This is a genomic window from Pseudomonas sp. sp1636 (assembly GCF_030376615.1).
GTDB lineage: Bacteria > Pseudomonadota > Gammaproteobacteria > Pseudomonadales > Pseudomonadaceae > Aquipseudomonas.
Window position 1 is genome coordinate 89,635 of record NZ_JARRAB010000015.1, and the last position, 25,738, is coordinate 115,372.

Consider the following 25,738-nt stretch of genomic DNA (forward strand, 5'->3'; position numbering starts at 1 on the left):
CGGCGGTTGCCAAGGAACCTTGACTCGTATCGAGTGCTGCGCCGGCCCGCGGGCCGGCGCAGGTCAAGGTTATTGTTTGAGCGCCTGGATGCTGGCCTCGGCGTCGATGCCCAGGGTGTAGCCCAGCGATACATGGTGGTAACGCCCGGTGGCATTGTCGTCGTGGATGGCGAAGCCGAAGTTGTAGGCCTTGCCCGGCTCGAGGGTCACATCGCCCTCGCCACCGGCGAACTTGCGGGTGAACTCGACCGTCCAGGTGTTGCCGTCGAGCTTGCCGGTGGCGCCGACCAGCGCCTGGCCACCTTCCATGACCCGCTTCTCGGCGACATAGCCGTCGTAGGCCTTGTTGTCGCCGCTGCGCCACTGGTTGAGGTCGTAGAACACGCCATTGGCCAGCGAGCCATCCTTGACGTACTTAGTCTTGTGCTCGTCGGCACCGGGCATGGTGCGTGCGTCGCCGTGGCAACTGCCCCAGCAGCCGCCCTGGGAAGCCAGCTGAACCTGATCGCTGGCTTCGAGCATGTAGGCAATTTTCACCGGGTTCTGCTCGTCCATCTTGGCCGCGCCCGAGGCGGCTGGTTGCTGCCAGGTGAAGCGCAGATACAGATTTTCACTGTCATGGGCGGCCTGCACCTTGACGTCGATGAAAGGTGCCTTGCCGGCAATCGGCGCCGGTTCGAGCTTCTTGCCGCTGACGATGGTCTTGCCGATGTCTTGGGCTTCATCGGAGTGGCAGTCGGCGCAGATTTCGCCCTTCCTCAGCGCCCGCGCACCACCATGCTCGGTGCCTTTGGTGACCCATTCGACCGGCGAGACGCCCGGGTAGAACAGGGTGATGTCGTTGGACTTGATCGAACTCCAGTCAGCCGGGACAGCAGCCCAGGCAGGGAGGGTGACGCAGGCAAGTGTGGCCCCTAGTGCGCAAGTCATCATACGTGTGTTCATGCTGCTCTCCTTATTCCTAGCGGTTAGCGGCCATGGGTTCTGGCGCTACTCTTCGTCTGCTTCGGTCATGCCTTGCGGTTTATGGTGGGCAATGCCTTTATGGCAATCGATGCAGGTCATGTTGTCTTCGCGGGCCATTTCATGCTGCTTGCGCGCCCGCTGTTTCTGCGATTCGGCTTCCATGCTTTCGAGGCTGTGGCAATTGCGGCATTCGCGTGAGTCGGCCGCCTTCATTCGCTTCCACTCGCGGCGTGCCAGCTCCAAGCGTTTGGCTTCGAACTTCTCGCGGGTATCGATGGTGCCGATGATCTTGCCCCACACCTCCTTGGAGGCCTCGATCTTGCGGAGCATCTTGTAGGTCCAGTCCTTGGGGACGTGACAGTCCGAGCAGACCGCGCGTACGCCGGTACGATTGGTGTAGTGGATGGTCTCCTTGTATTCCGGGTAGACGTTGTCGCGCATCTCGTGACACGACAGGCAGAAGCCTTCGGTGTTCGTCGCCTCCATGGCCGTGTTGAAGCCGCCCCAGAACAGGATGCCGAGGACAAAGCCAACAATCAGCAGGCCGCCCAGCGAACAGGTCAGGCTCGGCCTGCGCAGGCGAGCCCAAAGTCCGGTGGGTTGTTTGTGTTCGGGTGGTGTGTCTCGATTGATCATAGCCTTGCTCCTAATCTCAACCGCCGCCCGGACGGGCGACGGCTGAGTACGCCTGCGACTCGGGTCAGTAAACGTCGTACATGGTGTTGTAAACGTTGAACTTGCCGGTCGGCGTGACGATCGCCGGGTCGGTGATCACCTGCTTGAGCTTCAGCGTCTTGTCGTCATAGATGACGATGGCCGACTGATCGGCCTTGCCGCCCCACAGGGAAATCCACACTTCGTCGCCCGCCGCGTTGAACTCGGGGTGAACGGCGCGGCGGATCGCCTTGCTTTCCGGCAAGCCGGAGTCCTTGGCCACATCCAGGCGCTTGGGCTCCTTGTCCAGGTCGTTGAGGTCGAACACATAGACCGATTCGGCCACTTCGCGCTCGGGGTTCATCGGCGCATCTGTCCACAGATGCTCGGACTTCGGATGGGTCTTGACGAACAGGTTGCCGGCGCCCGGCATCTTCAGCTCTTGCACCACCTTCCAGTTGTGCTCCTTGTACTTGGCGTACTGAGGCTCGTCGGATGCGGTGGAGATCAGCGACACCACATCGGCGCCGAGGTGGCCGGTGGACCAGACCGGACCGAATTTCGGGTGCACGAAGTTGGCGCCACGACCGGGGTGCGGGATCTTCGCGGTGTCGATCAATGCCGCCAGCTTGCCGGTCTTGGTGTCGACCGCCGCTACTTTGTTGGAGGCGTTGGCCGCGACCATGAAGTAGCGTTTGGAGGCATCCCAGCCACCGTCATGGAGGAACTTGGCCGACTCGATGGTGGTGGTTTTGAGATTCTTGATGTCGGTGTAGTCGACCAGCATGATCTGCCCGGTCTCCTTCACGTTCACTACCCACTCGGGCTTGATGTGCGAGGCGACAATGGAGGCGACGCGCGGCTCGGGGTGGTACTCGCCATCCACGGTTTGCCCGCGAGTGGAAACGACCTTGATCGGCTCGAGGGTTTCACCGTCCATGATCGAGAACTGTGGCGGCCAGTAGGTGCCGCCGATCAGGTACTTGTCCTCGAAGCCCTCGAACTTGGAGGTGTCTACGGAGCGGGCGTCGGAACCCAGGCGCACGGTGGCGACGGTCGTCGGCTCTTCGTACCACATGTCGATGATGGTGGTCAGGCCGTCGCGGCCCACGGTATAGACATAGCGACCGGAGGCGGACAGGCGCGAGATGTGCACGGCGTAGCCGGTGTCCAGAACCTTCCAGATTTTGTGGGTGTCGCCGTCGACCAGCGCCAGTTTGCCCGCATCACGCAAGGTGATGGCAAACACGTTCTTCAGATTGATCTTGTTCAGCTGCTTCTTCGGCCGCTGGTCAACCGGAACGATCAGTTTCCAGCTGTCTTTCATGTCCTGCAGGGAGAATTCGGGCGGCACATCCGGGGTGTTCTGGATGTAGCGCGCCATCAGGTTGATTTCTTCCTTGGTGAGGATGTCGTCGTAGTTGACCATCCCGCCTTCGGTGCCGTAAGCGATGATTTTTTCCAGGCGCTTGGTGCCCAACTTCAGCGTACCGCCGTTGGTCTTGTTGCCGTCGGCGTCGGTCTTTTCCCAGTGGGGTTCGAGGTTCTTACCGGTGGCGCCCTTGCGCAGTACGCCGTGGCATCCGGCGCAGCGTTCGAAGTAAATCTGCTTGGCTGATTCCTTTTCCTCAGCCGTCATATCGGGCGGATTGTTGGCATGGGCGACCGACAGGCCGAGTAACGACAGACCGGCAATGAAACCGGTCAGTAGTGGGCGTGTGACGATACTCATATGGATGGTGCTCCTTTGTGGAGTGCTTTAGCGACTCCGGCTAAGTAACGGCGATACGGCTGATTCTTTGCTTCGTCTAGCTCTGCTCGCGAAGCCATCGTTAGGGGAACCCATCGCCGACTTGCTTGACGGCAATCAAGTGAGTTCGCCAGAGTGCTTGAGCGTGACGTCTTGTCGCGGGTAGGGTTTAGGCATGATCAATCACCCTAGGTGAGGTACCCGTTGTGAATGCGCCCGTGAATCCAGTCGAAACCGCCGCCGTGCGCGCCACGCCCTTCTACCAAGCCCTGGGCAACGAGGAAGTGCTGTTCGAAAAGGCCTGGCGGCACGGTATGCCGGTGCTGATCAAGGGGCCGACCGGTTGCGGCAAGACCCGTTTTATTCAGTACATGGCGCACCAGTTGCGCTTGCCGCTGTATACCGTGGCCTGCCATGACGATCTGAGCGCCGCCGACCTGGTCGGTCGTCACCTGATCGGTGCGCAAGGCACCTGGTGGCAGGATGGTCCGCTGACCCGCGCGGTGCGCGAGGGCGGCATCTGCTACCTCGACGAGGTGGTCGAGGCGCGCCAGGACACCGCCGTGGTTCTCCATTCGTTGGCCGACGATCGCCGCGAGCTGTACCTGGAACGCACCGGCGAGGTGTTGCGCGCGCCGCCCGGGTTCATGCTGGTGGTGTCCTACAATCCCGGCTACCAGAACCTGCTCAAGGGCATGAAGCCGAGCACCCGGCAACGCTTCGTCGCCCTGCGTTTCGACTACCCGCCGGTGGCCGAAGAGGAGCGCATCGTCGCCAACGAGGCACGGGTCGATATCGGCTTGGCGGCCCAGGTGGTCAAGTTGGGGCAGGCATTGCGCCGCCTGGAGCAGCATGATCTGGAGGAGGTGGCCTCGACCCGCTTGCTGATTTTTACCGCACGCATGATCGGCGCCGGCATGAGCCCGCGCGAGGCCTGCCTGGCATGTCTGGCCGAACCCTTGTCGGACGACCCGCAGACCGTCGCCGCCCTGATGGATGTGGTCGATGTCCACTTCGCTTGACGCCGCCGCTCGGCCGCCCCGACATCTGCCGGGCGACCTGGCGATGTGGTTCTTCATCCTCGCCGAGCTAACGGTTTTCGCGCTGCTGATTCTCACCTTCGCGGTGGCTCAGGCATTGCAGCCCCAACTGTTCCACGACAGTCGCCAACTGCTCGACAGCTCCACCGGCCTGGCGCTGACCCTGAGCCTGCTCACCTCCGGCTTGTTCGCCGCATTGGCCCAGGAGCAGGTGCGCCAGGCTCGAGCGCGGCGCGGGGCATGGCTGTTGCTGGCGGCAGTGCTGTCGGCCAGCGTCTATGTGCTGCTGAAGCTCGGCGAGTACAGCCATTTGATCGATGCCGGGCTGGGTATGGAGCGCAACACCTTCTTTACCCTGTACTGGATTCTCACCGGCTTTCATTTCGTCCATGTATTGCTCGGCTTGTTGATCCTCGGTTGGCTGGCCAAGCGCTGCCGGCAGAGCGTCTATGGCCCGGGCAATTGCAGCGCGCTGGAATCAGGCGTGCTCTATTGGCACATGGTCGATCTGGTCTGGGTGCTGCTGTTTCCGCTGGTGTATGTGCTGAATTAGATGAGGCCACCATGTCTGCTTCGAGTACTTTGATTTTCTGCTGGCTGGCCTTGGCCATGCTCTCCGTGGCCAGTGTGCAACTGGGCAATAGCGGGGCGACCCTGCTGCTGGCGGCGGCTGTGCTGCTGGCAGCCCTGGGCAAGGCCTGGGTGATCACCGACGGCTTCATGGAGCTGCGCCACGCCCCGCGCCTGTGGCGCGGGCTATTGCTCGGCTGGCCGGTCGCGATGGCGCTGGGCGTGCTGCTGACGCTGCAGCTCTGGTGAACGGCGCCGGGATAAACCGCGCAACGCGGTGCCTGCTGGCGCTTATTCGGGCGGTCTAGCAGGGTTGCCATACGGGGTTACGACCTGCCAAGGTTGTGCGCCAGCCCATTCGCCTCCTGTGCCCGCTCATGCTGCGGACGCCAGGCCTGGCCACCATTATTTCCCGCGTCCTGCTCCCGGCTTTCCCATTCCAAAACCATATCCGAGCAAAACCATCGGGCTTTCTTGATTGCGATCAAGCAGGTTTCGTTAGCCGGCTTTCTAGAATGGTCACGCCAAGCAAAGAGGAAGCGCCCATGTCAGAGACCTTCACTAAAAGCATGGCCAGGAATATTTACTTTGGGGGAAGCGTGTTCTTCTTCCTGGTATTCCTGGCCCTGACTTATCACACAGAGCAGACCTTTCCAGAGCGTAGCAACGAGTCGGAGATGAACGAGTCGGTGGTACGCGGCAAAGCGGTCTGGGAAAACAACAACTGCATCGGCTGCCACAGCCTGCTCGGCGAGGGTGCCTACTTCGCGCCCGAACTGGGCAATGTGTTCACCCGGCGTGGCGATGAGGCGGCCTTCAAGCCGTTCCTGCATGCCTGGATGAAAGCGCAACCGCTGGGCATTCCAGGTCGCCGGGCGATGCCGCAATTCAACTTGAGCGAGCAAGAAGTGGACGATATGGCGGAGTTCCTCAAGTGGACTTCGAAGATCGATACCAACGACTGGCCGCCAAACAAGGAGGGCTGATAGATGACCATTGCCAATCCACATCTGAAATTCGCCTCGCAAGCCGTGGCTAAACCCTACTTCGTGTTTGCCCTGATGCTGTTCCTTGGGCAGATCCTGTTCGGCTTGATCATGGGCCTGCAGTACGTGGTCGGTGACTTCCTGTTCCCGCTGATTCCCTTCAACGTGGCGCGGATGGTGCACACCAACCTGCTGATCGTCTGGTTGTTGTTCGGCTTCATGGGGGCGGCCTATTACCTGATTCCGGAAGAGGCCGACCGCGAGCTGCACAGCCCGAAACTGGCGATTATCCTGTTCTGGGTATTTGCTGCCGCTGGCGTGCTGACCATTCTCGGTTATCTGTTCGTGCCCTATGCGGGCCTGGCCAAGATGACCGGCAATGACCTGCTGCCAACCATGGGCAGGGAATTCCTCGAGCAGCCGACCATCACCAAGATGGGCATAGTGGTGGTCGCCCTGGGCTTCCTCTACAACATCGGCATGACCCTGCTCAAGGGCCGCAAGACCACCATCAGCATGGTCATGATGACCGGTCTGATCGGCCTGGCGGTGTTCTTCCTGTTCTCCTTCTACAACCCGGAAAACCTGGCGCGCGACAAGTACTACTGGTGGTTCGTGGTGCACCTGTGGGTGGAAGGCGTATGGGAACTGATCATGGGTGCGATGCTCGCCTTCGTCCTGATCAAGGTTACCGGGGTAGACCGTGAAGTGGTCGAGAAGTGGCTGTACGTGATCATCGCCATGGCCCTGATCACCGGCATCCTCGGTACCGGTCACCACTTCTTCTGGATAGGTGCGCCCGAGGTCTGGCTGTGGGTCGGTTCGATCTTCTCCGCGATGGAGCCGATTCCCTTCTTCGCCATGGTGTTGTTCGCCTTCACCATGGTCGGCAAGCGCCGTCGCCAGCACCCGAACCGCGCCGCCACCCTGTGGGCCAAGGGCACTACCGTGACCGCCTTCTTCGGTGCAGGCGTGTGGGGCTTCCTGCACACCCTGGCGCCGGTGAACTTCTACACCCACGGTTCGCAACTCACCGCAGCGCATGGTCACCTGGCCTTCTACGGCGCCTATGCGATGATCGTGATGACCCTGATCAGCTACGCCATGCCACGCTTGCGCGGCCTCGGCGAGGCGCCGGATGAGCGGGCGCAAACCGTTGAAATCTGGGGCTTCTGGCTGATGACCCTGTCGATGGTGGCAATCACCCTGTTCCTCACCGCCGCAGGCGTGGTGCAGGTACAGTTGCAGCGTTTGCCGGTGGATGGCACTGCGCTGTCGTTCATGAATACCGTCGACCAGTTGGCCGTGTTCTTCTGGCTGCGTCTGGCGGCCGGGGTGGTCTTCCTGATTGGCTTGATCTGCTACCTGTACAGCTTCAAACAGCGTGCCCGGGCCACGGCCCGTGAAGAGTCCGCTGCAGCCGTTTCGGCCTAAGCGGTGCGCGGTAAATAGATCTCGGCCCGGCTGGTACAGCGGGCCGTTTTGCATTCTTGCCTTTCCCTACGGGGCAGGGTGATTCAATAAAGGTGAAGCAGATGGCCTTTACCGTCGAACTGGAAGAGTGGGTGGGCAGTGTCTGGCACCGCTTTATCACCCGTCGCGCCAGCCCCGATTTTCCCGAAGCGCGAGTCGAACTGAGCAGCATGCAGCGGCCCCTGGCCCTGCTGTTCCGCGCCATGGGGGGCGCCAGCGGAGTTGGCGTGGAAGCCGCCAGTGCCCGCGATCTGGTGCTGCGGCGTAACCTGCTGCAACAGGTGGCCGGTACCTGCAAGCAATTGCCAGTGGCCTGGTGCGATGCGAGCAATCTGCGTCTGCCGCCGAGCCTGGCGGTGTACCCCGAGGTCGCGCTGAATCAGGATCTGTATCGCTGGCTGGCGCTGCTGGCCGCCGAGGCGGGCGAGATGCGCCACTGGGCGCGCGACAATCAGCGCTGGACCCTGAACCTGCTGCAGCGCTACCCGGCCCTGCGTCCACGCTACCAGCGCCTGGTCGAAGCCCATCTGCAATTGCGCCCGGATCCCGCCCAGTTGGGCAGGGGCGAGGCCGCGCTGGAGGCCGCTTTGCAACAGGCGTTGCGCGAGCCGGGCAGCGTCGAGCATTTCCCGCGTAGCGAGCTGGCACCCTGGCCGCTGCCGATGTGGCTGTACCCGGCGGAAAACCTTGGCGAACCCCAGGCCAGCCAGCTGAACGAGGAGAGCGAGGGCAACCTGCTGACTCCGCCGGGCGAGCAGAAGGTCGGGCCCAAGCGCGCCAAGCGGGTCGAGGAAAGCACCAGCAAGGGCGGCCTACTGATCTTCCGCCTGGAAAACCTGTTCAGTTGGTCCGAGCATGTCGAGCTGGATCGCTGCACCGACGACAGCGAAGACCTGGACGCTGCGCGGGTCGCCGAGGATCTCGACGAACTGGCCCTGTCCAAGCAGCGCATGCGCAAGGGCGGCGGGCTGAAGTTGCACCTCGATCTGCCGCCGGCAGATGTCGACGACATTCCGCTGGGCGAGGGCATCAAGCTGCCGGAGTGGGATTATCGCCAGCAGAGCCTGCGTGAAGACTTCGTCAACCTGCAAATGATGGTGCCGCGCGGCAGCGAGCCGCAGCCGCTGCCCTTGCGCCTGGCGCCCTTGGCGAGCCGGCTGCGGCGGCAGTTCGAGCACTTGCGCAATGATCGCCAGTGGCTGCGCCAGCAACCTCAGGGATCTGAGCTGGATATGCAAGCCTGGCTGGATTTTCATGTCGAGCGCCAGCACGGCCAGTGCGCCGAGCGGGGCTTGTTCATGGAACAGCGGCCCAACCGCCGCGACCTGGCCTGCCTGCTGCTGGCTGATTTGTCGATGTCCACCGACGCGCACCTGGACGACGAACACCGGGTGATCGACGTGATCGGCGACAGCCTGCTGCTGTTCGGTGAGGCGTTATCGGCCCTGGGCGACCAGTTCGCCCTCTATGGTTTCTCTTCCCTGCGCCGCCAGCAGGTGCGCATGCAGGAACTCAAGTCGTTCAAACAACGCTACGACGATGGCACCCGCGGGCGCATTCAAGCGCTCAAACCCGGTTATTACACGCGCATGGGCGCAGCCATCCGTCAGGCCACCGAGTTGCTCGGTGCCTGCAAGCAACGGCGCAAGCTGTTGTTGCTGGTAACCGATGGCAAACCCAACGACCTGGATCTCTACGAAGGCCGTTACGGCGTCGAGGACACCCGCGAGGCGGTGCTGCAGGCACGGCGCAAGGGTCTGTTGCCGTTCTGCATCACCATCGATAGCGAAGCCGGCGACTATCTGCCGTACATGTTCGGCGCCAACGGCTACACCCAGATCCGCCAGCCGCAGCAACTGCCGCTGCGCCTGCCGCAGTTGTATCGGCAGTTGACCCAGGCATGAACGGTCGAACGGTCAGGCGCCGGGGCGCGACACAGTCCGCGGCTGTTAGGTGGTGGTGGGACTGATTGCGCGCAGGAGTGCGCCATGCACCCCGCGCGGCGGCTCAGGCAATGCTGCGAGGCAGCCAGAGGATCATTGCGGCGCAGAACAGGCTCAGGCCGATGCAGAACCACAGAAAGCGCCGCTGGCGCCGTTCGCCGGCGCTGTCGGCCAGCACCGGCAGCGGCATGCCGCAGTTGCGACACTCCGGCTCACGGGGTGGGTTGTCTTGTTGGCAATACAGGCATTTAGGCATGGCGACCGCTCATTGTTCGAGTAGAGGCGAGGACAGCGATTTCACTCGAATTGCTCCAAGCGCAGGCGATCGATAATGCTGACCTGACGGCCCTCCTGGGTGATGATTTCCTCGTCGATCAGGCGGCGCATGATCCGCGAAAAAGTCTCCGGCTGGATCGACAGGTGCCCGGCAATCAGTTGTTTGGCCATCGGTAGCTCGAAACTGTTACCGCCGGCCGGCAGGCTGGCTAGCTGGGTGGTCAGATAACGCACCACGCGGTGGGTGGCGTTTTTCAGTGACAGGGTTTCGATCTCGTTGAGCCGCTGGTGCAGGCGCACGCAGAGTTTGCCGAGCAGGGCGAAGGTCAGCCGACTATTGCTCTGCAGCAGACGCATGTAAGTGCTATTGGCGATGCGGTAGAGCTGGGTGGGGCATAACGCCTCGGCCGAGGCGACGTATTTGGGGGTATCCATCAGCATCATGGCTTCGGCGAAGGTCTGCCGATTGCCGATGACCTCGAAAACTTTCTCCTGACCGTCCGGTGTCAGGCGGTAGATCTTCACCGCGCCGGCGATCACGAAATAGAACGAGTGGGCCGGTTCGTCCTGACGGAACAGCGGTTCGCCCTTGTCGATGCTGAGCAGTTGGCTGGAGTTCATCAGCTCATCCATTTGCTCATCGTTCAACGGCTCGAACAAATGGTGACTGCGAAGAATCTGGTTATGTACGCGATGAAGCACCATAAAAGGCATCCTGATTGCTTGGCGGGTGAGGATCAGTCCCGAGATCACCTCGGAGTTTAGCCCAGACGGTACGGGCGGTGCTGGGCGCAGCGAGCGGGCGCCCCAATTCAATGCTGTGCAGGCATCTCCAACGCGTGCCAATGCGGATCGTCGAACAGTTGCGGGTAGCGATTCAGCGCCGTCACAACCTGCGCCATGGCTTGCTCGCGCTGATCCTTGACAACCAGCGCCTGGGTGCCCCGCAACAGTTCGCCGAACAGGCCGTGCAGGGCCGCGTCGGCTTTTTCCGGCAGGACGCAGTGGCTGATCATCGAAGCAACCTCGGCTTCGATCCTCTGTGCCAGTTCGCGGGCCTGAGCATCATCGATGGGTTCGTGAGACGCCTGAACAAACGCTTGGCGGATGTGGGCCATGCCCTCGCGCAAGGGGGCATCGCTGGCCCATTGCTGCCCTGGCGGCGGTAGTGGCAGGTGCTCGCCGGCGCCGTGCTGGTGCTGGTGCTGGCTGCTGGCGGCCATGGCCGGGCCGGTGGCGAAGCTCAAGGCAATGCCACTGGCCATGGCCAATACCGAGGCCAGAACCAGGTACCAGGCTAGTGGCTGGATAACTTTTTTCATGGAGACTCCCTGTATGGCGGTCATCGCGCTTAGCTGGCGCGAAAATGGGCGGCTATCCTTTTAGCAATAGCAAGCCGCATGCCATCTACAACCCATTGATTATAAAGGCTTTAATTGGCATTTGTGGTAAAAATAACCGCAGAGGGCAATGGTCATAAAAACCATAACGGGTGATTTTAACCATGACGGCGAGACCGCTCTGGGCGGCCCGCGGCATGCCTACAGCAGCCGCGGCTGCTCGTGGGAGGTAAGGGTGGTCGGGGTCTGGCGCGGGCGAGCGAGGTCGCTGGCGATGATGCGGCGCATGTCTTCGAACAGCTCCTCGGCTTCTGCCGCGCTGCAATCCTCGCGGTAGCGTTTGCGCAGTCCGTAGCTGCTGAGGGTGATGTGCACGTCGGCGCTGATGCCGTGCTGGGCCAGGCAAGCGCGAACGCAGTGCAGCGGGCAGCCGTCGATGGCAAGGATCGGCCGCCCGGAGCTGGCCTTGCTCACCAGCGCCTGGACGTGGCCGCCGACCCCGGCGATACAGGACATCTCCGCCAGGCCCGCACGATCCAAGCGCACGGCAAGGGTGTTCGCCAGTTGCGCCACGTTGGAGCAACCAGAGCAGGAGTAGACCAGAGGGTGAGTTGTCTTGGACATTGCGTGCTCCCTTCACACGTCAGCAGGCCGTCCAGTTTGACGGCCATGCAGCGGCTGACGTTGATCGCGATCAATTCTGTTAGTCGTCGTAGCTGTTCAGCCCCTGCAGGTCGATGATTTCGATGCGCCTGCGCTGTACGGCAATCACCTTCGAGTCGATCAGCCGATGGAGGATGCGCGAAAAGGTCTCCGGCTGGATGCCCAGCTTCGAGGCGACCAGGCGTTTCGGCACATCGAGCATGATCACCCCGTCGCCTGCTTCCTGGGCCTGGGCCAGAAACCGTCTGACCCGATGGCTGGCGTTGGCCAGGGTCAGGGTGTCGATCTCGTTCAGCCGCTCGTGCAGACGGATGCTCAGGGTGGCGAGAATATCCAGGCAGATGCTCGGGTGTTCTTCCAACAGGCGCCGGTACTGCGAGGCGTGCAGGCTGGCCATCTGGCAGGTCTTGAGCGCGGTGGCGCTGACCGGATAATGCGGCGCGCCGGTAAACAGCAGGGCCTCGGCAAAGGATTCGCCGGCCCGAATGATTTCCACCAGCTTTTCCTGGCCGTCGCAGACCACCCGATGCAGCTTCACCTGGCCACTAAAGAGGAAATAGAAGCGATCGGCCTTATCGCCCTGATGGAATAATGCAGCGCCAGCAGGCAGGCGTTTGAGATTGGCCGAGGCGCACACTTCCTGTAGCGCCGCTTCCGGTAGCCGGCTGAACAGGTGATGACGGCGCAACTGCGCAACTAGTGATGGTTCGGTCAGCATGGTCTCTCCCACAACGCCAGCCCGGGATTACTCGGACGTGCATGCTAGAAGGTCGGCGGCCAGTACTTCCTTGATCTCGAACAAGTCTGCGGCCGATGGGACAAGACTGGCAAGAAGGAAGGGGGCATCGGCCCCCCGCATGGGACTCAACTCCAGCCCCAGAACTGCAACCACCAACCATAGCCGACTCCGGCCGAGCCCAACAGCAGGCAGGCAAATGCCGCAAGTCGGCGCACTCCGCGGGCGCCATGACGCTCGAGCACCTGCCAGCCGAGCCACAGGCACCAGGCAATTGCCCCGATGAGCAGGGCGCCGCGGGCCGGTTGCGCCCAGGCCAGAGCCAGGCCCTCATAGCGCAGAAGCTTGACGGTGGTGGCGCTAAGGCCGAGAAACAGCCCGCACGCGCCCAGCGGGATCAGGCTCAGCGCCAGGTGTTCGAAGGCATTCCCCGTCCGCCCCACCAGCCGGGCCGCAGCCCGCAGCAGCAGCCACAGCCCGCCGCCTAGCAGCAGCGCGCTGGCAAACAGATAGGCGAGGATCAGCAGGCCGTCGAGCCAACTGAAGGTATCGTTTGCCAACGGGTAGTGGGTCAGCAGCCACCAGGGCGCATCGGCTTGCAGCGGCCAGTAGATGTCGCGCTCCACCAGCCAGCCGGCCAACGCCTGTTTGGCGCTGATGAACCAGGGGCTGACCGTCCACTGGAAGGCGCCCATGGCCAGACCGATGACGCCGAACAGCAGCAGGCTGCTGTCCCAATGGCTGGCGTGCCGTGGGCCGACGATCAGTATTTCGGCATTCAGCGGGCGGGCGCTTAGCCGCACGGCGCCGCGCTGACCGCTGCAGCGACCACAGGCATGGCAGTCGGCGCCACCCTGCATGCGGCGGATGTCGAGCAGCGGCGCGCAGTTGGGCGGCGACTGGTGCGGCGGCAGGTTGTCCAGCCAGCGCTGTTCGTCGACCTTATAGTGCAGCGGCGCCAGACGGGCGAGCAGGGCGAACACGCCGCTGACCGGGCACAGGTAGCGGCACCAGACGCGTTTGCCACGACCATAGAGAAAGCCCACCAGCATCGCCGCCACGGTGGAGCCACCGAGGATCAGCAAGGCCGCCTGGGCGTAGTCGTAGACGCTGATCAACTGGCCGTAAACGGTGGTCAGGATAAACGCCAGGGTCGGCCAGCCGCTCCAGCGGATCCAGCGCGGCGTACCACGGCCCAGGCCGCGCCAACTGATCCACTCGCTGAGGGAACCTTCGGGGCAGAGCACGCCGCACCAGAGCCGACCGAACAGCAGGATCGAGAGCAGCACGAAGGGCCACCAGAGCCCCCAGAAGATGAACTGGGCGAGCAGGGTCAGGTTGTCGAGAATACGCGCCTGATTGCCCGGCAAAGGCAGCAGCGCCGGAGCGACCAGCAACAGAAGGTAGAAGACCACGACCGCCCATTGCACGGCTCGGATCACCCGGGCATGCCGGCGCAGGGCATCGCCAAAACCGCCGACAATCTGGTTCAGTCGGCTTATGCCGGGCATGTCGAGCCATCCGCTGAGCTTTTCGACGACAGCCGTCGCAGCCAGCAGCCGACCAGCCCCCAGTAGCAGACCAAGGCTGTCACCGTGGCGGCCGAGGGCTGAGCCCGGTAGCCGACGAAGTTGGCCAACACTGCCCCCAGCCCGCTGGCGTCATCGAGCCCGGCGGAGCTGTCCCAGAGGGCGTCGCCGAACCAGCCATAGAGCTGTTCGGGCAGATCCATAGCCATCAACTGGCCGCTGATGCGATCGAGTCCGGCGACCAGCAGTGCCGCGCCGAGCAGCAACAGCACCGCCTCGCTGAGCGAGAAGAAGCGCTGCCAGGAGATCAGCCGGCTGCCGCGCTGCAGCATGACGAAAGTCAGCAGGGCCAAGCCCAGACCCAAGGCTCCGCCCAGGGCGAAACGCCAGAGTTCCAGGCCTTGTTTGTGCACGCCCATGCCATAGAGGAAGACCACGGTTTCGCTGCCTTCGCGGGCCACTGCGAGCATGGCCAGAAACAGCAGGCCGAGTCCGCCGCGCCTATTCAACTGGCTGTCGGCGGCCTGCCGCAGATTCCGCCCGAGCGTGCGTCCATGCTGGCGCATCCAGCCCACCATGTGCAGGATCAGCAGGCTGGCCAGCAGCACCAGGGTGGCCTGGAACCACTCGCCGGCCGTGCCGGCCAGCCACTCGCCGGCGAACAGCACGGTCAGCGCCAACAAACCCGACAGCAGCAAACCGCAGAACACCCCGACCCAAAGATAGAGCCGAGCCCGCCCAGGCCTGGCTTGTTGGCTGATCCAGGCGTGCAGGATGCCGATCACCAGCAAAGCCTCGACACTTTCCCGCCATACGATGAACAGCGACTGGTTCATTCAACACTCCTGGTGCAGCAACTTCATTTGGCGATGATGCCGCCCTTGGGCAGCTCGAGATGGAACTCGTCGAAAAAGGGGTATTGGCCAGGCCTGAGCGGGTGAATCACGACAAAGGAGGTGACCCCGGGAGAAAGCACCTTCTCTACCCGCAACGGCATGCTTTCGAACTCGGCCGGACCTTGTCCCTGGTTGTGCAGGATGATCTTGAAGCGTTGGCCGGCCGGAACTTCCAAATATTGCGGGGAAAAATGCCCGTCGCGGATGACCAGCTCGTAACTGGGCAGGCTCGCCGCGAAGGTCGATAAGGGTAGTCCACAGGCCACCCACAGCAGTACTAGCAAGGAACGCGACATAACGGTCTCCGGTGGGGCGCGGCTGGAGTGCCGCGCCCGCTTGAATCAATAGCCGCCTTTCTTACCGATGCCGGCATAGGTGAACTCGTAGTTCAGTTCGCAGCGCTCGAACCAAGGCGCAACGCCGGTTTCCTTGTCGGTATGTCGGCCGAACATCGAATGGCCGCCTGGCGGCAGAATGCTGTAGGTCAGGCTGTACTTGCCGGGACCAAACAGCTTGAGGTTGTCGCCGTAGTGCGGACCGTCATTGGCGACCATGGCGTGAAAATCGCCCTTGATTTCGTCGTCGCTACCGACCTTGCGCAACACGAAGGAAATGTTCAGGTAAGGCACGAAACTGCCTTCCTGGAAGCCATGCGGGTTATTTTCCAGGGCGCTGATGTCGGCTTCCAGGTGCACGTCGGAGTCGGCGGAGGGCCGCATCATGCCCGGCGGATCCATCTCGATCGGCTGCAGGTACACCGCACCGACTTCCATGCCCGCGCACTGCTGGGGCTGGCCAATCGGATACTCCTTGGCCAGAGCCAAGGGGGCGGTTAGCAAAAGGGCGAGTGAAAGGGAAAGCGGTGCACGCATTGATGTAGTCCTCTTAGCTTGGGGCTGGTGAAGACCAAGCTTAAAGGCAAACCACACTAACCATAATGATTCTCGTCAATACTCAGGTTTGTATTGGTGAAATATATTCGAGCGGAGCGGTAGACATTTAGCGCTGTGCCGGCGAAGAGAGGCGACTGGCCGGCGGGGCTGGAGCCATAACCGCCTGGCGGAGGCAAGCGGCTTTGCATGAACAACCTTAAAAGTATAGCTCAACATGCTGATTATATTGATTCTGTGCTGCTGCATGATAGCGTCCGCCACTGGTGTCACAAGCCTGTTGTGCTGGCGTGATAGCTCTGCTCCGCGCATGTGCCGTCGAAGCCGTGACGAGGTGCGCGCGCCGCTCGTATTCGCTGGCCGGCATCCTTGACGGTTCAGCGCAGCTCGCCGTGTCGGGCTTGCCCTGCCGCGACGCCGTTCGAACGGCCCGGAGATTGTAAGGCCAGTACAGCCTGATAGACTGCCTGGGCATTTGCCAACTTTGAGGAGTCTCATGATCAAGAAATGCTTGTTCCCAGCAGCCGGTTACGGCACACGCTTTCTACCTGCAACCAAGGCCATGCCCAAGGAGATGTTGCCGATAGTGAACAAGCCACTGATCCAGTATGGCGTCGAAGAGGCGCTTGAAGCTGGGCTGACGGAGATCGCCATGGTCACCGGCCGCGGCAAGCGCTCGCTGGAGGATCACTTCGACATCAGCTACGAGTTGGAACAGCAGATCCGCGACACCGACAAGGAAAAATACCTGGTAGGCATCCGCCGCCTGATCGATGAGTGCAGCTTTTCCTACACCCGTCAGGTCGAAATGAAAGGCCTCGGCCACGCGATTCTCTGCGCCCGTCCGCTGATCGGTGACGAGGCCTTTGCCGTAGTGCTGGCCGATGACCTGTGCCTGAACCTGGAAGGTGACGGGGTATTGACCCAGATGGTCAAGCTGTACAACCAGTTCCGCTGCTCGATCGTCGCCATTCAGGAAGTGCCGCCGGAGGAGACCCACAAGTATGGCGTGATCGCCGGCGAGATGATTCGCGACGACATCTACCGGGTCAACCACATGGTCGAGAAGCCCAAACCGGAAGATGCGCCGTCGAATCTGGCGATCATCGGTCGTTACATCCTCACCCCGGATATTTTCGACATCATCAAAGACACCCCCCCGGGCAAGGGCGGCGAAATCCAGATCACCGATGCACTGATGAAGCAGGCCCAGGACGGTTGCGTACTCGCCTACAAGTTCAAGGGCCAACGCTTCGACTGTGGTGGTGCGGAAGGCTATATCGAGGCCACCAACTTCTGCTTCGAGAACCTCTACAAACCGGGCAAGGCTTTCTGAGCCGAGTTGAGCTCGAGCAGCCAGCCACCTTCGGGTGGCTTTCTGTATTAAGGGCTCAGGGAATCGGCAGCGCTTCCGAGCCTGGCCCCAGCGGTTGGCCGTAGCTGAACTCGACGTAGTTGCCCGCCGGGTCACGCAGGCCGCAATAATAGCCGACGGGGTAGGGCTCATCGCGTGGTGCCCAGATCAGACAGCCGGCCGCCTGCGCCTTGGCCGCGATCCGGTCGACCTGCTCGCGGCTGGCCACGGCGAAACCGAAATGGCTGTAATCGTCGGCGGCCAGCTGGCGATCCTGGCCACCCGGCATGATCACGAAGATGAAGGCATGTTCTCTGCCAGGCTCGGCCATCCAGACGATACGCGAGCCCTTGCCCAGGCGCTGGTGGATCACGCGCATGCCACAGAAATCGGCGTAGAACGCCACGCAGGCATCTAGATCCGCCACATGCAAGGCCAGATGGGTGAGGGTAGGGGGCATGGCGTTTCTCCTCATTACGACCTCTCAAGCTTAGGCTCTGCACAGGATTGTGCCGCGATTGGGTTATGCTGGCGGCCTGCTTTGGAGGCCAACCATGACCTATGACTTCGATCTGTTTGTAATCGGCGCCGGTTCCGGCGGTGTGCGTGCTGCACGCTTTGCCGCCGGCTATGGTGCGCGCGTGGCAGTAGCCGAAAGCCGCTACCTGGGCGGCACCTGCGTGAATGTTGGCTGTGTGCCGAAAAAGCTGCTGGTGTACGGCGCGCATTTCGCCGAGGACTTCGAGCAGGCCCAGGGTTTTGGTTGGTCGCTAGGTGAAGCGACCTTCGATTGGTCGACCCTGATCGGCAACAAGAACCGTGAGATCGAACGTCTCAATGGCATCTACCGCAACCTGCTGCTGGGCAGCGGCGTGACCCTGCTCGAGGGCCATGCGCGTCTGCTCGATGAGCATAGCGTGGAGCTCGGCGGCCAGCGCTACAGCGCCAAGCACATCCTTATCGCCACCGGAGGCTGGCCGCATATCCCGCAAATTCCCGGGCATGAACATGCCATAGGCTCGAATGAAGCCTTCTTTCTCGAACAATTGCCCAAGCGTGTGCTGGTGGTGGGCGGTGGCTATATTGCCGTGGAGTTCGCCTCGATCTTCCACGGTCTCGGCGCCCAGACCTCGTTGCTGTATCGCGGCGAGTTGTTCCTCCGTGGTTTCGATGGCGCCGTGCGCCAGCACCTGCAAGAAGAACTGAGCAAACGCGGCCTGGATCTGCAGTTCAACAGCGATATCGAACGCATCGACAAACAGCCAGACGGTAGCCTGCAGGCGACCCTGAAGGACGGCCGGGTACTAGAAACCGACTGTGTGTTCTATGCCACCGGCCGGCGACCGATGCTGGACAATCTGGGCCTGGAAAACACCGCGGTAGAACTCGATGAGCGCGGTTATATCAAGGTCGACGAGCAGTACCAAACCACCGCGCCGTCGATTCTGGCGCTGGGCGATGTGATCGGCCGGGTACAACTGACCCCGGTGGCATTGGCCGAAGGCATGGCGCTGGCACGCCGACTGTTCAAACCCGAGGAATACCGCCCGGTCGACTATCGGACGATTCCGACGGCGGTCTTCAGCCTGCCGAATATCGGCACCGTCGGCCTCAGCGAAGAGCAGGCGAGGGCTGAGGGCTACCGGGTGGAGGTTTACGAAAGCCGTTTCCGGCCGATGAAGCTGACCCTCACCGAATGCCAGGAGCGCAGCCTGATGAAACTGGTGGTGGATGCCGACAGCGACCGGGTGTTGGGTTGCCACATGGTCGGTCCGGAAGCCGGCGAAATCGTCCAGGGCCTTGCCGTGGCATTGAAGGCTGGGGCGACCAAACAGATTTTCGACGAGACCATTGGCGTGCATCCGACGGCTGCCGAAGAGTTTGTTACCATGCGCGCCCCCGTGACCAGCTGAAAACCCCATGCCGCAACTTTTTTACCTGTCCGACCTGTTCGGCGTAGCCGTATTCGCCATCACCGGCGCCTTGATGGCCGGGCGTAAATCCATGGATCTGTTCGGCGTGTTGGTGATCGCCGTCATCACCGCGCTGGGCGGCGGAACCTTGCGCGATGTGATTCTCGACAATCATCCGGTCAGCTGGATACGTGACGACACCTATATCGTCATCGCATCCCTGGCGGCTATCGGCACCGTGGTGTGGGTACGCTTCACGCAACCGATTCATGAGAAGGGACTGCTGATCGCCGATGCCTTCGGTTTGGCCGTATTCACCGTGATCGGTACGGAAGTGGCCTTGCAGCACCACGTGCCGTTGAGTACCGCGGTGATCATGGGGGTCATGACCGGAGTCGCTGGCGGCGTCATGCGCGATGTGATCTGTAATGAAATACCGCTGATCTTCCAGAAAGAAATCTACGCCACCGCCTGCATTGCCGGCGCCCTGGTGTTTATCGGACTGCGCGCGCTGGACACGCCGCACTGGCTGGATACCGGCATCGCCATGCTCACCGTGCTGTTTATCCGTCTGGCGGCGATTCGCTGGCGTTTCTCATTGCCACGCTTCCATCTGCTCGATCGCGACTGAGCATGATCGAACGGCCGGATCAGCGGGTCTGATCCTTGTCGAAAACTGCCGTTTGCGACGGGCAGCTTTCAGCCCGATAAGACCTCAGCCTTTACAACGCGAGGGGGCATGGTTCGGGCCTAGAGTTACTGGGCGGTGCTCCGCCCACTCACCCTAGGTATGACAATTTCCCAGCGCTCAGATTTGCAGCGCATACGGTATTCATCCTCGCTGTCTTCGGCATAGCGAGTGATGATGCCCGCGACCTCGCATGTTTCGACTTCAAGACTCAAGCGGAAGGCTTTTGATGTGCTGCCGACGGTACGTCCTTGCAGGTCTTGGAGTAAGTAGCGTTCGCCTTCAGCGTGTAAACGTAATGAATCGCCCGGTTTAAGCTCTCGGATGGCCTGATGAATAAGGGCGGTTGCAGGCTGACGGCCAGGGTAGCCAATATCGATGTCCTTCATGCTGAACACTTGATACTGGGTATCCAATGCCGGGTCATGCTGGCCGCTGAAACTTTGTTGTACCAGAGCTCCACCGAACGACTGGGTGAAGGCGTTGGTGGATGCAAATTCACAAAGAGTCAGCGTTTCTTCGGCTCGGGTCATGCCAACGTAGTACAGGCGGCGTTCATCCTCTAACTGTTGCTGTTTTGGGTTCCAGCCGCCATCCAGTAAAGCCACATGGCGAAACTCTAAGCCTTTGGCGGAGTGCACGGTGCCGAGGTAAAGTCCGGCTCGCGGTTGTTGGCGTATTTCCCGCGCGTAGTCATAAAGCCAATCAATCAGCGTCGCCCGTGCGAGCTGGCACTCGCCGAACTCGCCCTTGAGCTGTTCGAAGGCCGTATGGAAAAACTCAGTCCATTGTTCATCGAGCGATAGGCTTTGCAGGGAGGCGTTTGCGCTGTTCGCATCGAGCAGCGGCGCTTCGCTCGCGTGAAGATGTTCAATGGCTTGGATGTAACCACGCTGGCGCGTTAGCGGGAGTGCGCTCTGTTTGTCGGCAGCCAGGTAGTAGGGCACCGAATTGTGCTCACACCAGGCCTGAATCGGCAGCAGGAAGCGGTGCGTGCGTGCGAGAACTGCGCAGCCCCGCCAATCATCGCGCTGCTCTAAATCCTTGAGACGCTGCAACTCTGCCAATACGGCTTGTGCCTGGATGTTGCCTGTTGCGCTGTCGGCTGCGGGTAGCCGAATACATGAAACCCGGCCCTGCCGCAGGTGATCAAGAGTCTGCCAGCGGCCGCCCGGGGGCAGCTCCTGGCGAGTCTTGTTGATCTGGATTGGATGTTTGGCTTTGAGTCGTTCACGGTTTTTTTCGATCAGCAGGTTGGCGGTCGCAATGATCATTTTGCTGGAGCGGAAGTTCTCCACCAGATAGCTGATGTCGGCTTTGTACTCTTGCTGGTAGCGTTCGATATGCCGATTGCTGCCGCCGCGCCATTGGTAGATATTTTGATCGTCGTCGCCGACGGCCAAAATGCACAGATCGTCGTCGTTTTCACTGTGGCGTTTGGCCAGGGCGCTGACCAGGTTGTACTGGCGCTCGTCGATGTCTTGATACTCGTCGACCAGGATGTAGCGATAACCGCGCAGTAGACGCTCGCGCAGATCATCTTCACCTTCTGCTAAGTGTTTGCCTTCGAGCAGTTCGGCGGCGCGTTCGAGTAGCGCATCGAGCTCGCCGTCATCGATCTTTTCGCGTTGTGAGTAGCTCACGCCGGTCAGGCGCATTGCCATCGCGTGATAGGTCAATATGGTTAAGCCGTAGGCTTCGTTACCAACCAAATCAAACAGACGACGGCGGATTTCGTTAGCGGCATGACGGTTAAAAGTTAGGCCGATGATGCTGCTGGCCGGCATACGGCGCACGCGCAATAGGTACGCAATGCGGTGGACTATAACGCGTGTTTTGCCAGAGCCAGGGCCCGCGAGAATCAAGCGGTTACGGTCGTCGGGGTCTGCGACCACGATTTTTTGCGTGGTATTCAACGCATAGACAATCGACTGCCATGAGGCCTCGCTGGTCGCCAGCTTGAGTACCTCGTCTTTGCCGGAAAAGTACCGCTTGAGGAAGTCCTGCTTGCTCTCTTTGAAGTAGTGCATGACTAAGCTCAAGGCAGCCGCCATCTCTTTCAGGGCAACTTCTGCGTATTCACGCATCACATGCACCTGAATGCGCTTCTCCCGGTAGTGCTCATCGAGCTTGAGGAAGTCTTCTTTGAGGTAGCGCTGGCCATGCTTGTCGGGGTTGATTTCGATGGTCATGGCGCGCCGCATCACGGTCATGCCGTGATTCAGCGTGAGCACTTCCTGCTGGTGCAGATAGAGCAACACATGCTCAATGGCCTTTGGTCGTTGCTCGGGCTTGATGGTGGCGTTGAGCACTAGATCGTTTTCGATCATTTTCACGAGCTCGCCAAAAGTCGTTTGCACCAGTAGGTCTTTGGCACGCACGCCGCTGGGCAACTTGGCGATAAGAAATGGCAACAGCACCGCGGCGATGGCACGGCGCTTTTCACCAAGTTCCTGTACTTTCTGCCAGGTGTAGCCATTGCGAATACGCAGCTTCAGGTAGTCGCGGTTTAACTGGCGAAGTTCGAAGCTACTGCGCTGCGAGCTTTCGCCATCACGATCCTGGGTCAGGCTGCGCAACAAACGCAGTATGTGCAGGGGGAGCAGGTCTGCTTGCGCTGTGATCTGGCGAAGCTGCGCGGTGAGCGGCGGCAAGTTGATATCTTGCCAACCGCCCTGATCGGCATCGGGCGCTTGCTCGCGCAGTTCGCTGAACAACGCATTTTCCAGCTGCACTGATTGGCTCAAACGTTCATTGGATGAGCCAACTACGCCATGGCGCAGGTAGATCGTCAGCTGCGAGTCATTTTCCAACAGGCCAAGATTTTCCAACTGTTTTAGCGTGCTGCTGATTTCCTCCTGGTTTTGCTCGGTGAGCGCCATCAGTTGATCGGTATTGATTCGCTCATCGGCATCCGCCGCATAAAGAAAACGCAGTACGGCTCGAAACTCTTCGAGTCGGCGTGCGGGTAGTTTGGATTTTAATAAGCGCGCATCGGCTTCTTGTTCGCTGAGGCAGAGGCGGGCAGGGAAGACCTTGGTATGGTTTTCCTCACGGCTTAAGTATTGACCGCGCTCAAGCCAGGCAATAGCCGTGACCACTTTAGTTTCGGCATCACGGTCATCAGCCTCGAAGCTGGTATTAACGCTTTCATCCTGAAGGATTTCACCCGCGGTGATAATCAGCTGTCCGCCTTTGCGCCTATTACCCTCACTGCGAACTTTGCGCAGTATTTGTTGAATATCTTGCAGGCTTAGCTTGGACTTTTCACTGAGGCCGAACTGCGTTTCGATGTCTTGGGGGTCGTACAGCAGTACGCATTTGGCTTGTTGCTGGTCGCGCCCCGCACGGCCAGCCTCCTGTAAATAGTTCTCCAGCGAGCCTGGGATGTTGGCATGCACCACAAGTCGCACATCGGGCTTGTCTACACCCATGCCGAAGGCGTTGGTGGCGACAATCACGCGTAGCGCCCCGGCTTTGAAGTCGTCCTGAATGTCCTTTTTCTCATGGGGCTGTAAACCCGCATGGAAGAAGCGGCAGGCCCAGTTTTGCTCAATCAGAAAAGCCGCGAGTTCTTCCGCATTCTTGCGACTGGAAACAAAAACTACCGCGCCGCCGTCTTGCGGGCCTAACTCGTCCTCCAGCAGCAGATGGGTGCGCTGCCATTTCTCGCCTGCCCCCGTTGGAAGCACCTCAAAACACAGATTGGTGCGTTCGGGCGTGCCAATAAAAGCGGTAAATGTAACGCCCAACTCTTCCTTGAAGTGTTGGTGAATATCGTCCAGCACATCCTGCTTGGCCGTGGCGGTAAAGCAGCCAAGCGGCGCTACAGGTGCGTCGGCACTGAACTCGCGAATAAAGCGCGCGGCATACAGGTAGTCAGGACGAAAATCGTTGCCCCATTTGGATAGACAGTGCGCTTCATCGAAGATCCAGGCGCCGATCTGCCGATTGGCAATGGCCTTGCGGAAGGCCTTATTGCGAAACTGCTCTGGCGACACTAGGAGAATACCGATATCGCCCATCTGGATTTTTTCCAGCACATCGGCGCGTTCAGGCATCGTCAGCAGACCATTGAGCGCCGCAGCACATTGCACATTGCTGGCGAGCAGACCGTCGACCTGATCTTTCATCAGCGACTGTAACGGCGAGATGATGATCGTCAGGCTACCGTTGCGGTGATAGCGGTTCAGCGCAGGCAATTGATAACAAATGGACTTGCCGCCGCCGGTGGCGAGTACCGCCAATATCGATTTGCCCTGCATGCCAGCCAGAACGATGTCGTACTGCGCGCTTTTGCCGTCGGCTTCGTAACGGAAATCATCGAAATTGAAGTAGTGCTTCAGCTCTAGACGAGGATCGTGAACGCTTTGGCAGTACTGACAGCTCTTGTCGGTGCAGGGCACGTCGCGAAGCTCTGAGATCAGTCGGCTTACCGCCGGGAACTGATAGCGAACCCAGGGGGCGAGTACAGAGTTACCTCCAGATGCCCGCAGCCATGCCAGGGCATAGGCCATTGGCCAGTTCAAGTCGGCCAGGCTCAGATCTTGTTCAATAAGCCTGGTAAGCCGTGTGCGACAGACCTTCAAGTCCCGCTTTAGCGCGGGATCTGTTTCTTGCAGTAATGCAGGAAGTAATTCGCGCAGCCGGAGTAGCTCTATTGGCGGCTGGCCGCTCATGGCCAGAAAAAAATTACCCAGACCAGTCCCGATTTGCGGTGCGGTGAGGGCTTGATAACACAGCAGTTCGTTTGGTTGATTTTCAGCCAGTCGCGTAAAGGCTTGGTGCTGGTCTTGAAATAAAGTCAGCGTCGAGCGGCAATCGGCCAGCGGCGAACTCAGGCTGTCGCGGATCAGCTTGTAGTCTTTGATCAGACGGTGATAAGGGTTCTGCGGAAAGGCCAGTGGCGATAAACGTAGGGTGTCGATCACCGGCAGGGTTAGCAGCTTTAGATGGGGGGCGGCGCTGCGAAGCAAAGGCAGATCATGGGCGAGCAGGTTATGCCCCAGTAGAAAGCTGGCACCCTCAGCCATTTGATCCAGTCGTTCCAGCGCCGCAGCAAGATTTTTGTTAATGCTTAATTCGAGTTCCTCACCGGTATCCGGCCGCAAAGCGCCAATCTTAAAAATCTTGGCCGGTTGATTCGGTTGTTCGGGCACTACCTCAAGGTCGAACACCAAACACTTGGGCTGAGGAAGCTGCGCCATGTACTACACGCCCCTGAAGTAATTACTACAAAAGCAGGGACTTTAACCTATCAGTGACGGCGGTGGGAGCGTCATAGTCGCGCAAACTATGTTCAATGAATTAGTTCTGAGCGCTCTAGTTCAGTCCTCAGAACTAATATATCGAATTAACCCAGAGAAAAAAACTTTAAAAGTCAAAGAGCTTTATTTGTGCGCTGAAAATTTTTCAATAAATTTGTTCGCAAAAAATCGACTTTACTGAAGCTGTGTTCTTTCCTGCAACTAAAGATTCACGTATGAACAGATAAGGTAGACATGCTTGCACGCTTTTTTATTTAAATAAACTCTAAGCGGCTTGATAGCAACTGCTCTCGACTATGGAGGTTATGTTTGATATGTCTTCAGAGGAGAAGGCTAAGAGATCTATACGCCCGTCTCGGCGGGTATTTATTATGCGTGTCTTGGATGCTTGTTTTTTATAAAATGGCACATGTGCCAATATTTTCTGGCGAGACCAGCCATTATCCGCAAGGAAAAAGTAAAGGCTATAGCGAAGCGAGGGCATTCTGAACGGCGGTCCATTATTCGCCGCCATTAGTTTATTAAAGCTAACCTGCACAGATCGAGAGCTAACCGGGCCAGGAAGCGCTTTCCGGGTTGTGCGAGGGAAGAGATAGTGGCTCGAGTTACCTACGCAAGCCAGCCAGTCCTCAAGTGCTGCTAGAGGGCAGAGTAAGGGCAGGCGGACTATCTGGAAGGTGTTTCTCCTTCTTCGCCCACTCTCACCGATACGATTAGAGGTAATTTCAAGAGAACTACTCGTTATTTTTACATCGTGCCTCATAAGTCTACACACCTCTGCGGTGGTCATCCCGAACCAGAATC

At 60.1% G+C, this 25,738-nt stretch carries 23 protein-coding genes; 9 read left to right on the top strand and 14 right to left on the bottom strand.

Annotated elements, in window-relative coordinates; translation table 11 throughout:
• Positions 1-69: 69 nt before the first annotated feature.
• From P8H27_RS15470 to P8H27_RS15480, 3 genes are all read right to left on the bottom strand, one after another.
• A complete protein-coding gene (locus tag P8H27_RS15470; protein WP_289638493.1) occupies positions 70-945 on the bottom strand; it encodes an ethylbenzene dehydrogenase-related protein in 876 nt (291 codons plus the stop codon).
• Between the two features lie 45 nt (positions 946-990).
• Positions 991-1,602: a NapC/NirT family cytochrome c gene (locus P8H27_RS15475; RefSeq protein WP_289638494.1), complete on the bottom strand. Its 612-nt coding sequence runs from the start codon at positions 1,600-1,602 to the stop codon at positions 991-993.
• A 64-nt stretch (positions 1,603-1,666) separates the two neighbouring features.
• Positions 1,667-3,352 (bottom strand): nitrite reductase, encoded by a 1,686-nt coding sequence (locus tag P8H27_RS15480; RefSeq protein WP_289638495.1) that lies wholly within the window; start codon positions 3,350-3,352, stop codon positions 1,667-1,669.
• A gap of 260 nt (positions 3,353-3,612) precedes the next feature.
• On the opposite strand from P8H27_RS15480, the gene P8H27_RS15485 reads away from it, so the two are divergent.
• From P8H27_RS15485 to P8H27_RS15510, 6 genes are all read left to right on the top strand, one after another.
• On the top strand, positions 3,613-4,392 hold the full coding sequence (locus tag P8H27_RS15485) for a CbbQ/NirQ/NorQ/GpvN family protein (protein WP_289638528.1): 780 nt from the start codon (positions 3,613-3,615) through the stop codon (positions 4,390-4,392).
• The gene (locus tag P8H27_RS15490) at positions 4,376-4,963 is read left to right on the top strand and encodes a cytochrome c oxidase subunit 3 (RefSeq protein WP_289638497.1); all 588 of its coding nucleotides are present in this window, start codon (positions 4,376-4,378) and stop codon (positions 4,961-4,963) included. The genes P8H27_RS15485 and P8H27_RS15490 overlap by 17 nt, the downstream gene beginning before the upstream one ends.
• 11 nt (positions 4,964-4,974) lie before the next feature.
• Complete coding sequence (locus tag P8H27_RS15495) at positions 4,975-5,229, top strand: cytochrome C oxidase subunit IV family protein (RefSeq protein ID WP_289638498.1); 255 nt, start codon at positions 4,975-4,977, stop codon at positions 5,227-5,229.
• Between the two features lie 296 nt (positions 5,230-5,525).
• Entirely contained in the window at positions 5,526-5,966 is a 441-nt protein-coding gene (locus P8H27_RS15500) for a cytochrome c (RefSeq protein ID WP_289638499.1), read from the top strand.
• A 3-nt stretch (positions 5,967-5,969) separates the two neighbouring features.
• Positions 5,970-7,400, top strand: a complete 1,431-nt coding sequence (locus P8H27_RS15505) for a cbb3-type cytochrome c oxidase subunit I (RefSeq protein ID WP_289638500.1) — start codon at positions 5,970-5,972, stop codon at positions 7,398-7,400.
• 101 nt (positions 7,401-7,501) lie between these two features.
• Entirely contained in the window at positions 7,502-9,343 is a 1,842-nt protein-coding gene (locus P8H27_RS15510) for a nitric oxide reductase activation protein NorD (protein WP_289638501.1), read from the top strand.
• Between the two features lie 103 nt (positions 9,344-9,446).
• Here P8H27_RS15510 and P8H27_RS15515 read toward each other — a convergent pair whose 3' ends face one another.
• The 9 genes from P8H27_RS15515 to P8H27_RS15555 all read right to left on the bottom strand — a co-directional run bounded on the left by P8H27_RS15515 (position 9,447) and on the right by P8H27_RS15555 (position 15,694).
• Complete coding sequence (locus P8H27_RS15515) at positions 9,447-9,638, bottom strand: DnrP protein (RefSeq protein ID WP_289638503.1); 192 nt, start codon at positions 9,636-9,638, stop codon at positions 9,447-9,449.
• A 41-nt stretch (positions 9,639-9,679) separates the two neighbouring features.
• Positions 9,680-10,363, bottom strand: a complete 684-nt coding sequence (locus P8H27_RS15520; RefSeq protein ID WP_289638504.1) for a Crp/Fnr family transcriptional regulator — start codon at positions 10,361-10,363, stop codon at positions 9,680-9,682.
• 107 nt (positions 10,364-10,470) lie between these two features.
• Entirely contained in the window at positions 10,471-10,980 is a 510-nt protein-coding gene (locus P8H27_RS15525; RefSeq protein ID WP_289638505.1) for a DnrO protein, read from the bottom strand.
• Between the two features lie 219 nt (positions 10,981-11,199).
• Complete coding sequence (locus P8H27_RS15530; protein WP_289638506.1) at positions 11,200-11,622, bottom strand: putative zinc-binding protein; 423 nt, start codon at positions 11,620-11,622, stop codon at positions 11,200-11,202.
• Positions 11,623-11,701: 79 nt separating this feature from the next.
• The gene (locus tag P8H27_RS15535; protein ID WP_289638507.1) at positions 11,702-12,379 is read right to left on the bottom strand and encodes a Crp/Fnr family transcriptional regulator; all 678 of its coding nucleotides are present in this window, start codon (positions 12,377-12,379) and stop codon (positions 11,702-11,704) included.
• Positions 12,380-12,525: 146 nt separating this feature from the next.
• On the bottom strand, positions 12,526-13,908 hold the full coding sequence (locus P8H27_RS15540) for a 4Fe-4S binding protein (RefSeq protein ID WP_289638508.1): 1,383 nt from the start codon (positions 13,906-13,908) through the stop codon (positions 12,526-12,528).
• Complete coding sequence (locus P8H27_RS15545; RefSeq protein ID WP_289638509.1) at positions 13,896-14,762, bottom strand: FTR1 family protein; 867 nt, start codon at positions 14,760-14,762, stop codon at positions 13,896-13,898. Before P8H27_RS15545 ends, P8H27_RS15540 begins: the two co-directional genes overlap by 13 nt.
• A 23-nt stretch (positions 14,763-14,785) precedes the next feature.
• Complete coding sequence (locus tag P8H27_RS15550) at positions 14,786-15,118, bottom strand: cupredoxin domain-containing protein (RefSeq protein WP_289638511.1); 333 nt, start codon at positions 15,116-15,118, stop codon at positions 14,786-14,788.
• Positions 15,119-15,163: 45 nt separating this feature from the next.
• Positions 15,164-15,694: an iron transporter gene (locus P8H27_RS15555; RefSeq protein ID WP_289638513.1), complete on the bottom strand. Its 531-nt coding sequence runs from the start codon at positions 15,692-15,694 to the stop codon at positions 15,164-15,166.
• Between the two features lie 514 nt (positions 15,695-16,208).
• Here P8H27_RS15555 and galU point away from each other — a divergent pair.
• Positions 16,209-17,048 carry a UTP--glucose-1-phosphate uridylyltransferase GalU gene (gene galU, locus P8H27_RS15560; protein WP_289638514.1) on the top strand — a complete coding sequence of 280 codons (840 nt, stop codon included), beginning with the start codon at positions 16,209-16,211 and terminating at the stop codon, positions 17,046-17,048.
• Positions 17,049-17,103: 55 nt separating this feature from the next.
• Here the strand turns inward: galU and P8H27_RS15565 are convergent, their stop codons facing one another.
• On the bottom strand, positions 17,104-17,526 hold the full coding sequence (locus P8H27_RS15565; RefSeq protein ID WP_289638515.1) for a VOC family protein: 423 nt from the start codon (positions 17,524-17,526) through the stop codon (positions 17,104-17,106).
• 94 nt (positions 17,527-17,620) lie between these two features.
• Here P8H27_RS15565 and gorA point away from each other — a divergent pair, with 94 nt between their 5' ends.
• Positions 17,621-18,979 (top strand): glutathione-disulfide reductase, encoded by a 1,359-nt coding sequence (gene gorA / locus P8H27_RS15570; RefSeq protein ID WP_289638516.1) that lies wholly within the window; start codon positions 17,621-17,623, stop codon positions 18,977-18,979.
• A 7-nt stretch (positions 18,980-18,986) separates the two neighbouring features.
• Positions 18,987-19,610, top strand: coding sequence for a trimeric intracellular cation channel family protein (locus tag P8H27_RS15575; protein WP_289638517.1), 624 nt, complete (start codon positions 18,987-18,989; stop codon positions 19,608-19,610).
• A gap of 125 nt (positions 19,611-19,735) precedes the next feature.
• Here the strand turns inward: P8H27_RS15575 and P8H27_RS15580 are convergent, their stop codons facing one another.
• The gene (locus P8H27_RS15580; RefSeq protein ID WP_289638518.1) at positions 19,736-24,874 is read right to left on the bottom strand and encodes a RecQ family ATP-dependent DNA helicase; all 5,139 of its coding nucleotides are present in this window, start codon (positions 24,872-24,874) and stop codon (positions 19,736-19,738) included.
• Between the last annotated feature and the right edge of the window lie 864 nt (positions 24,875-25,738).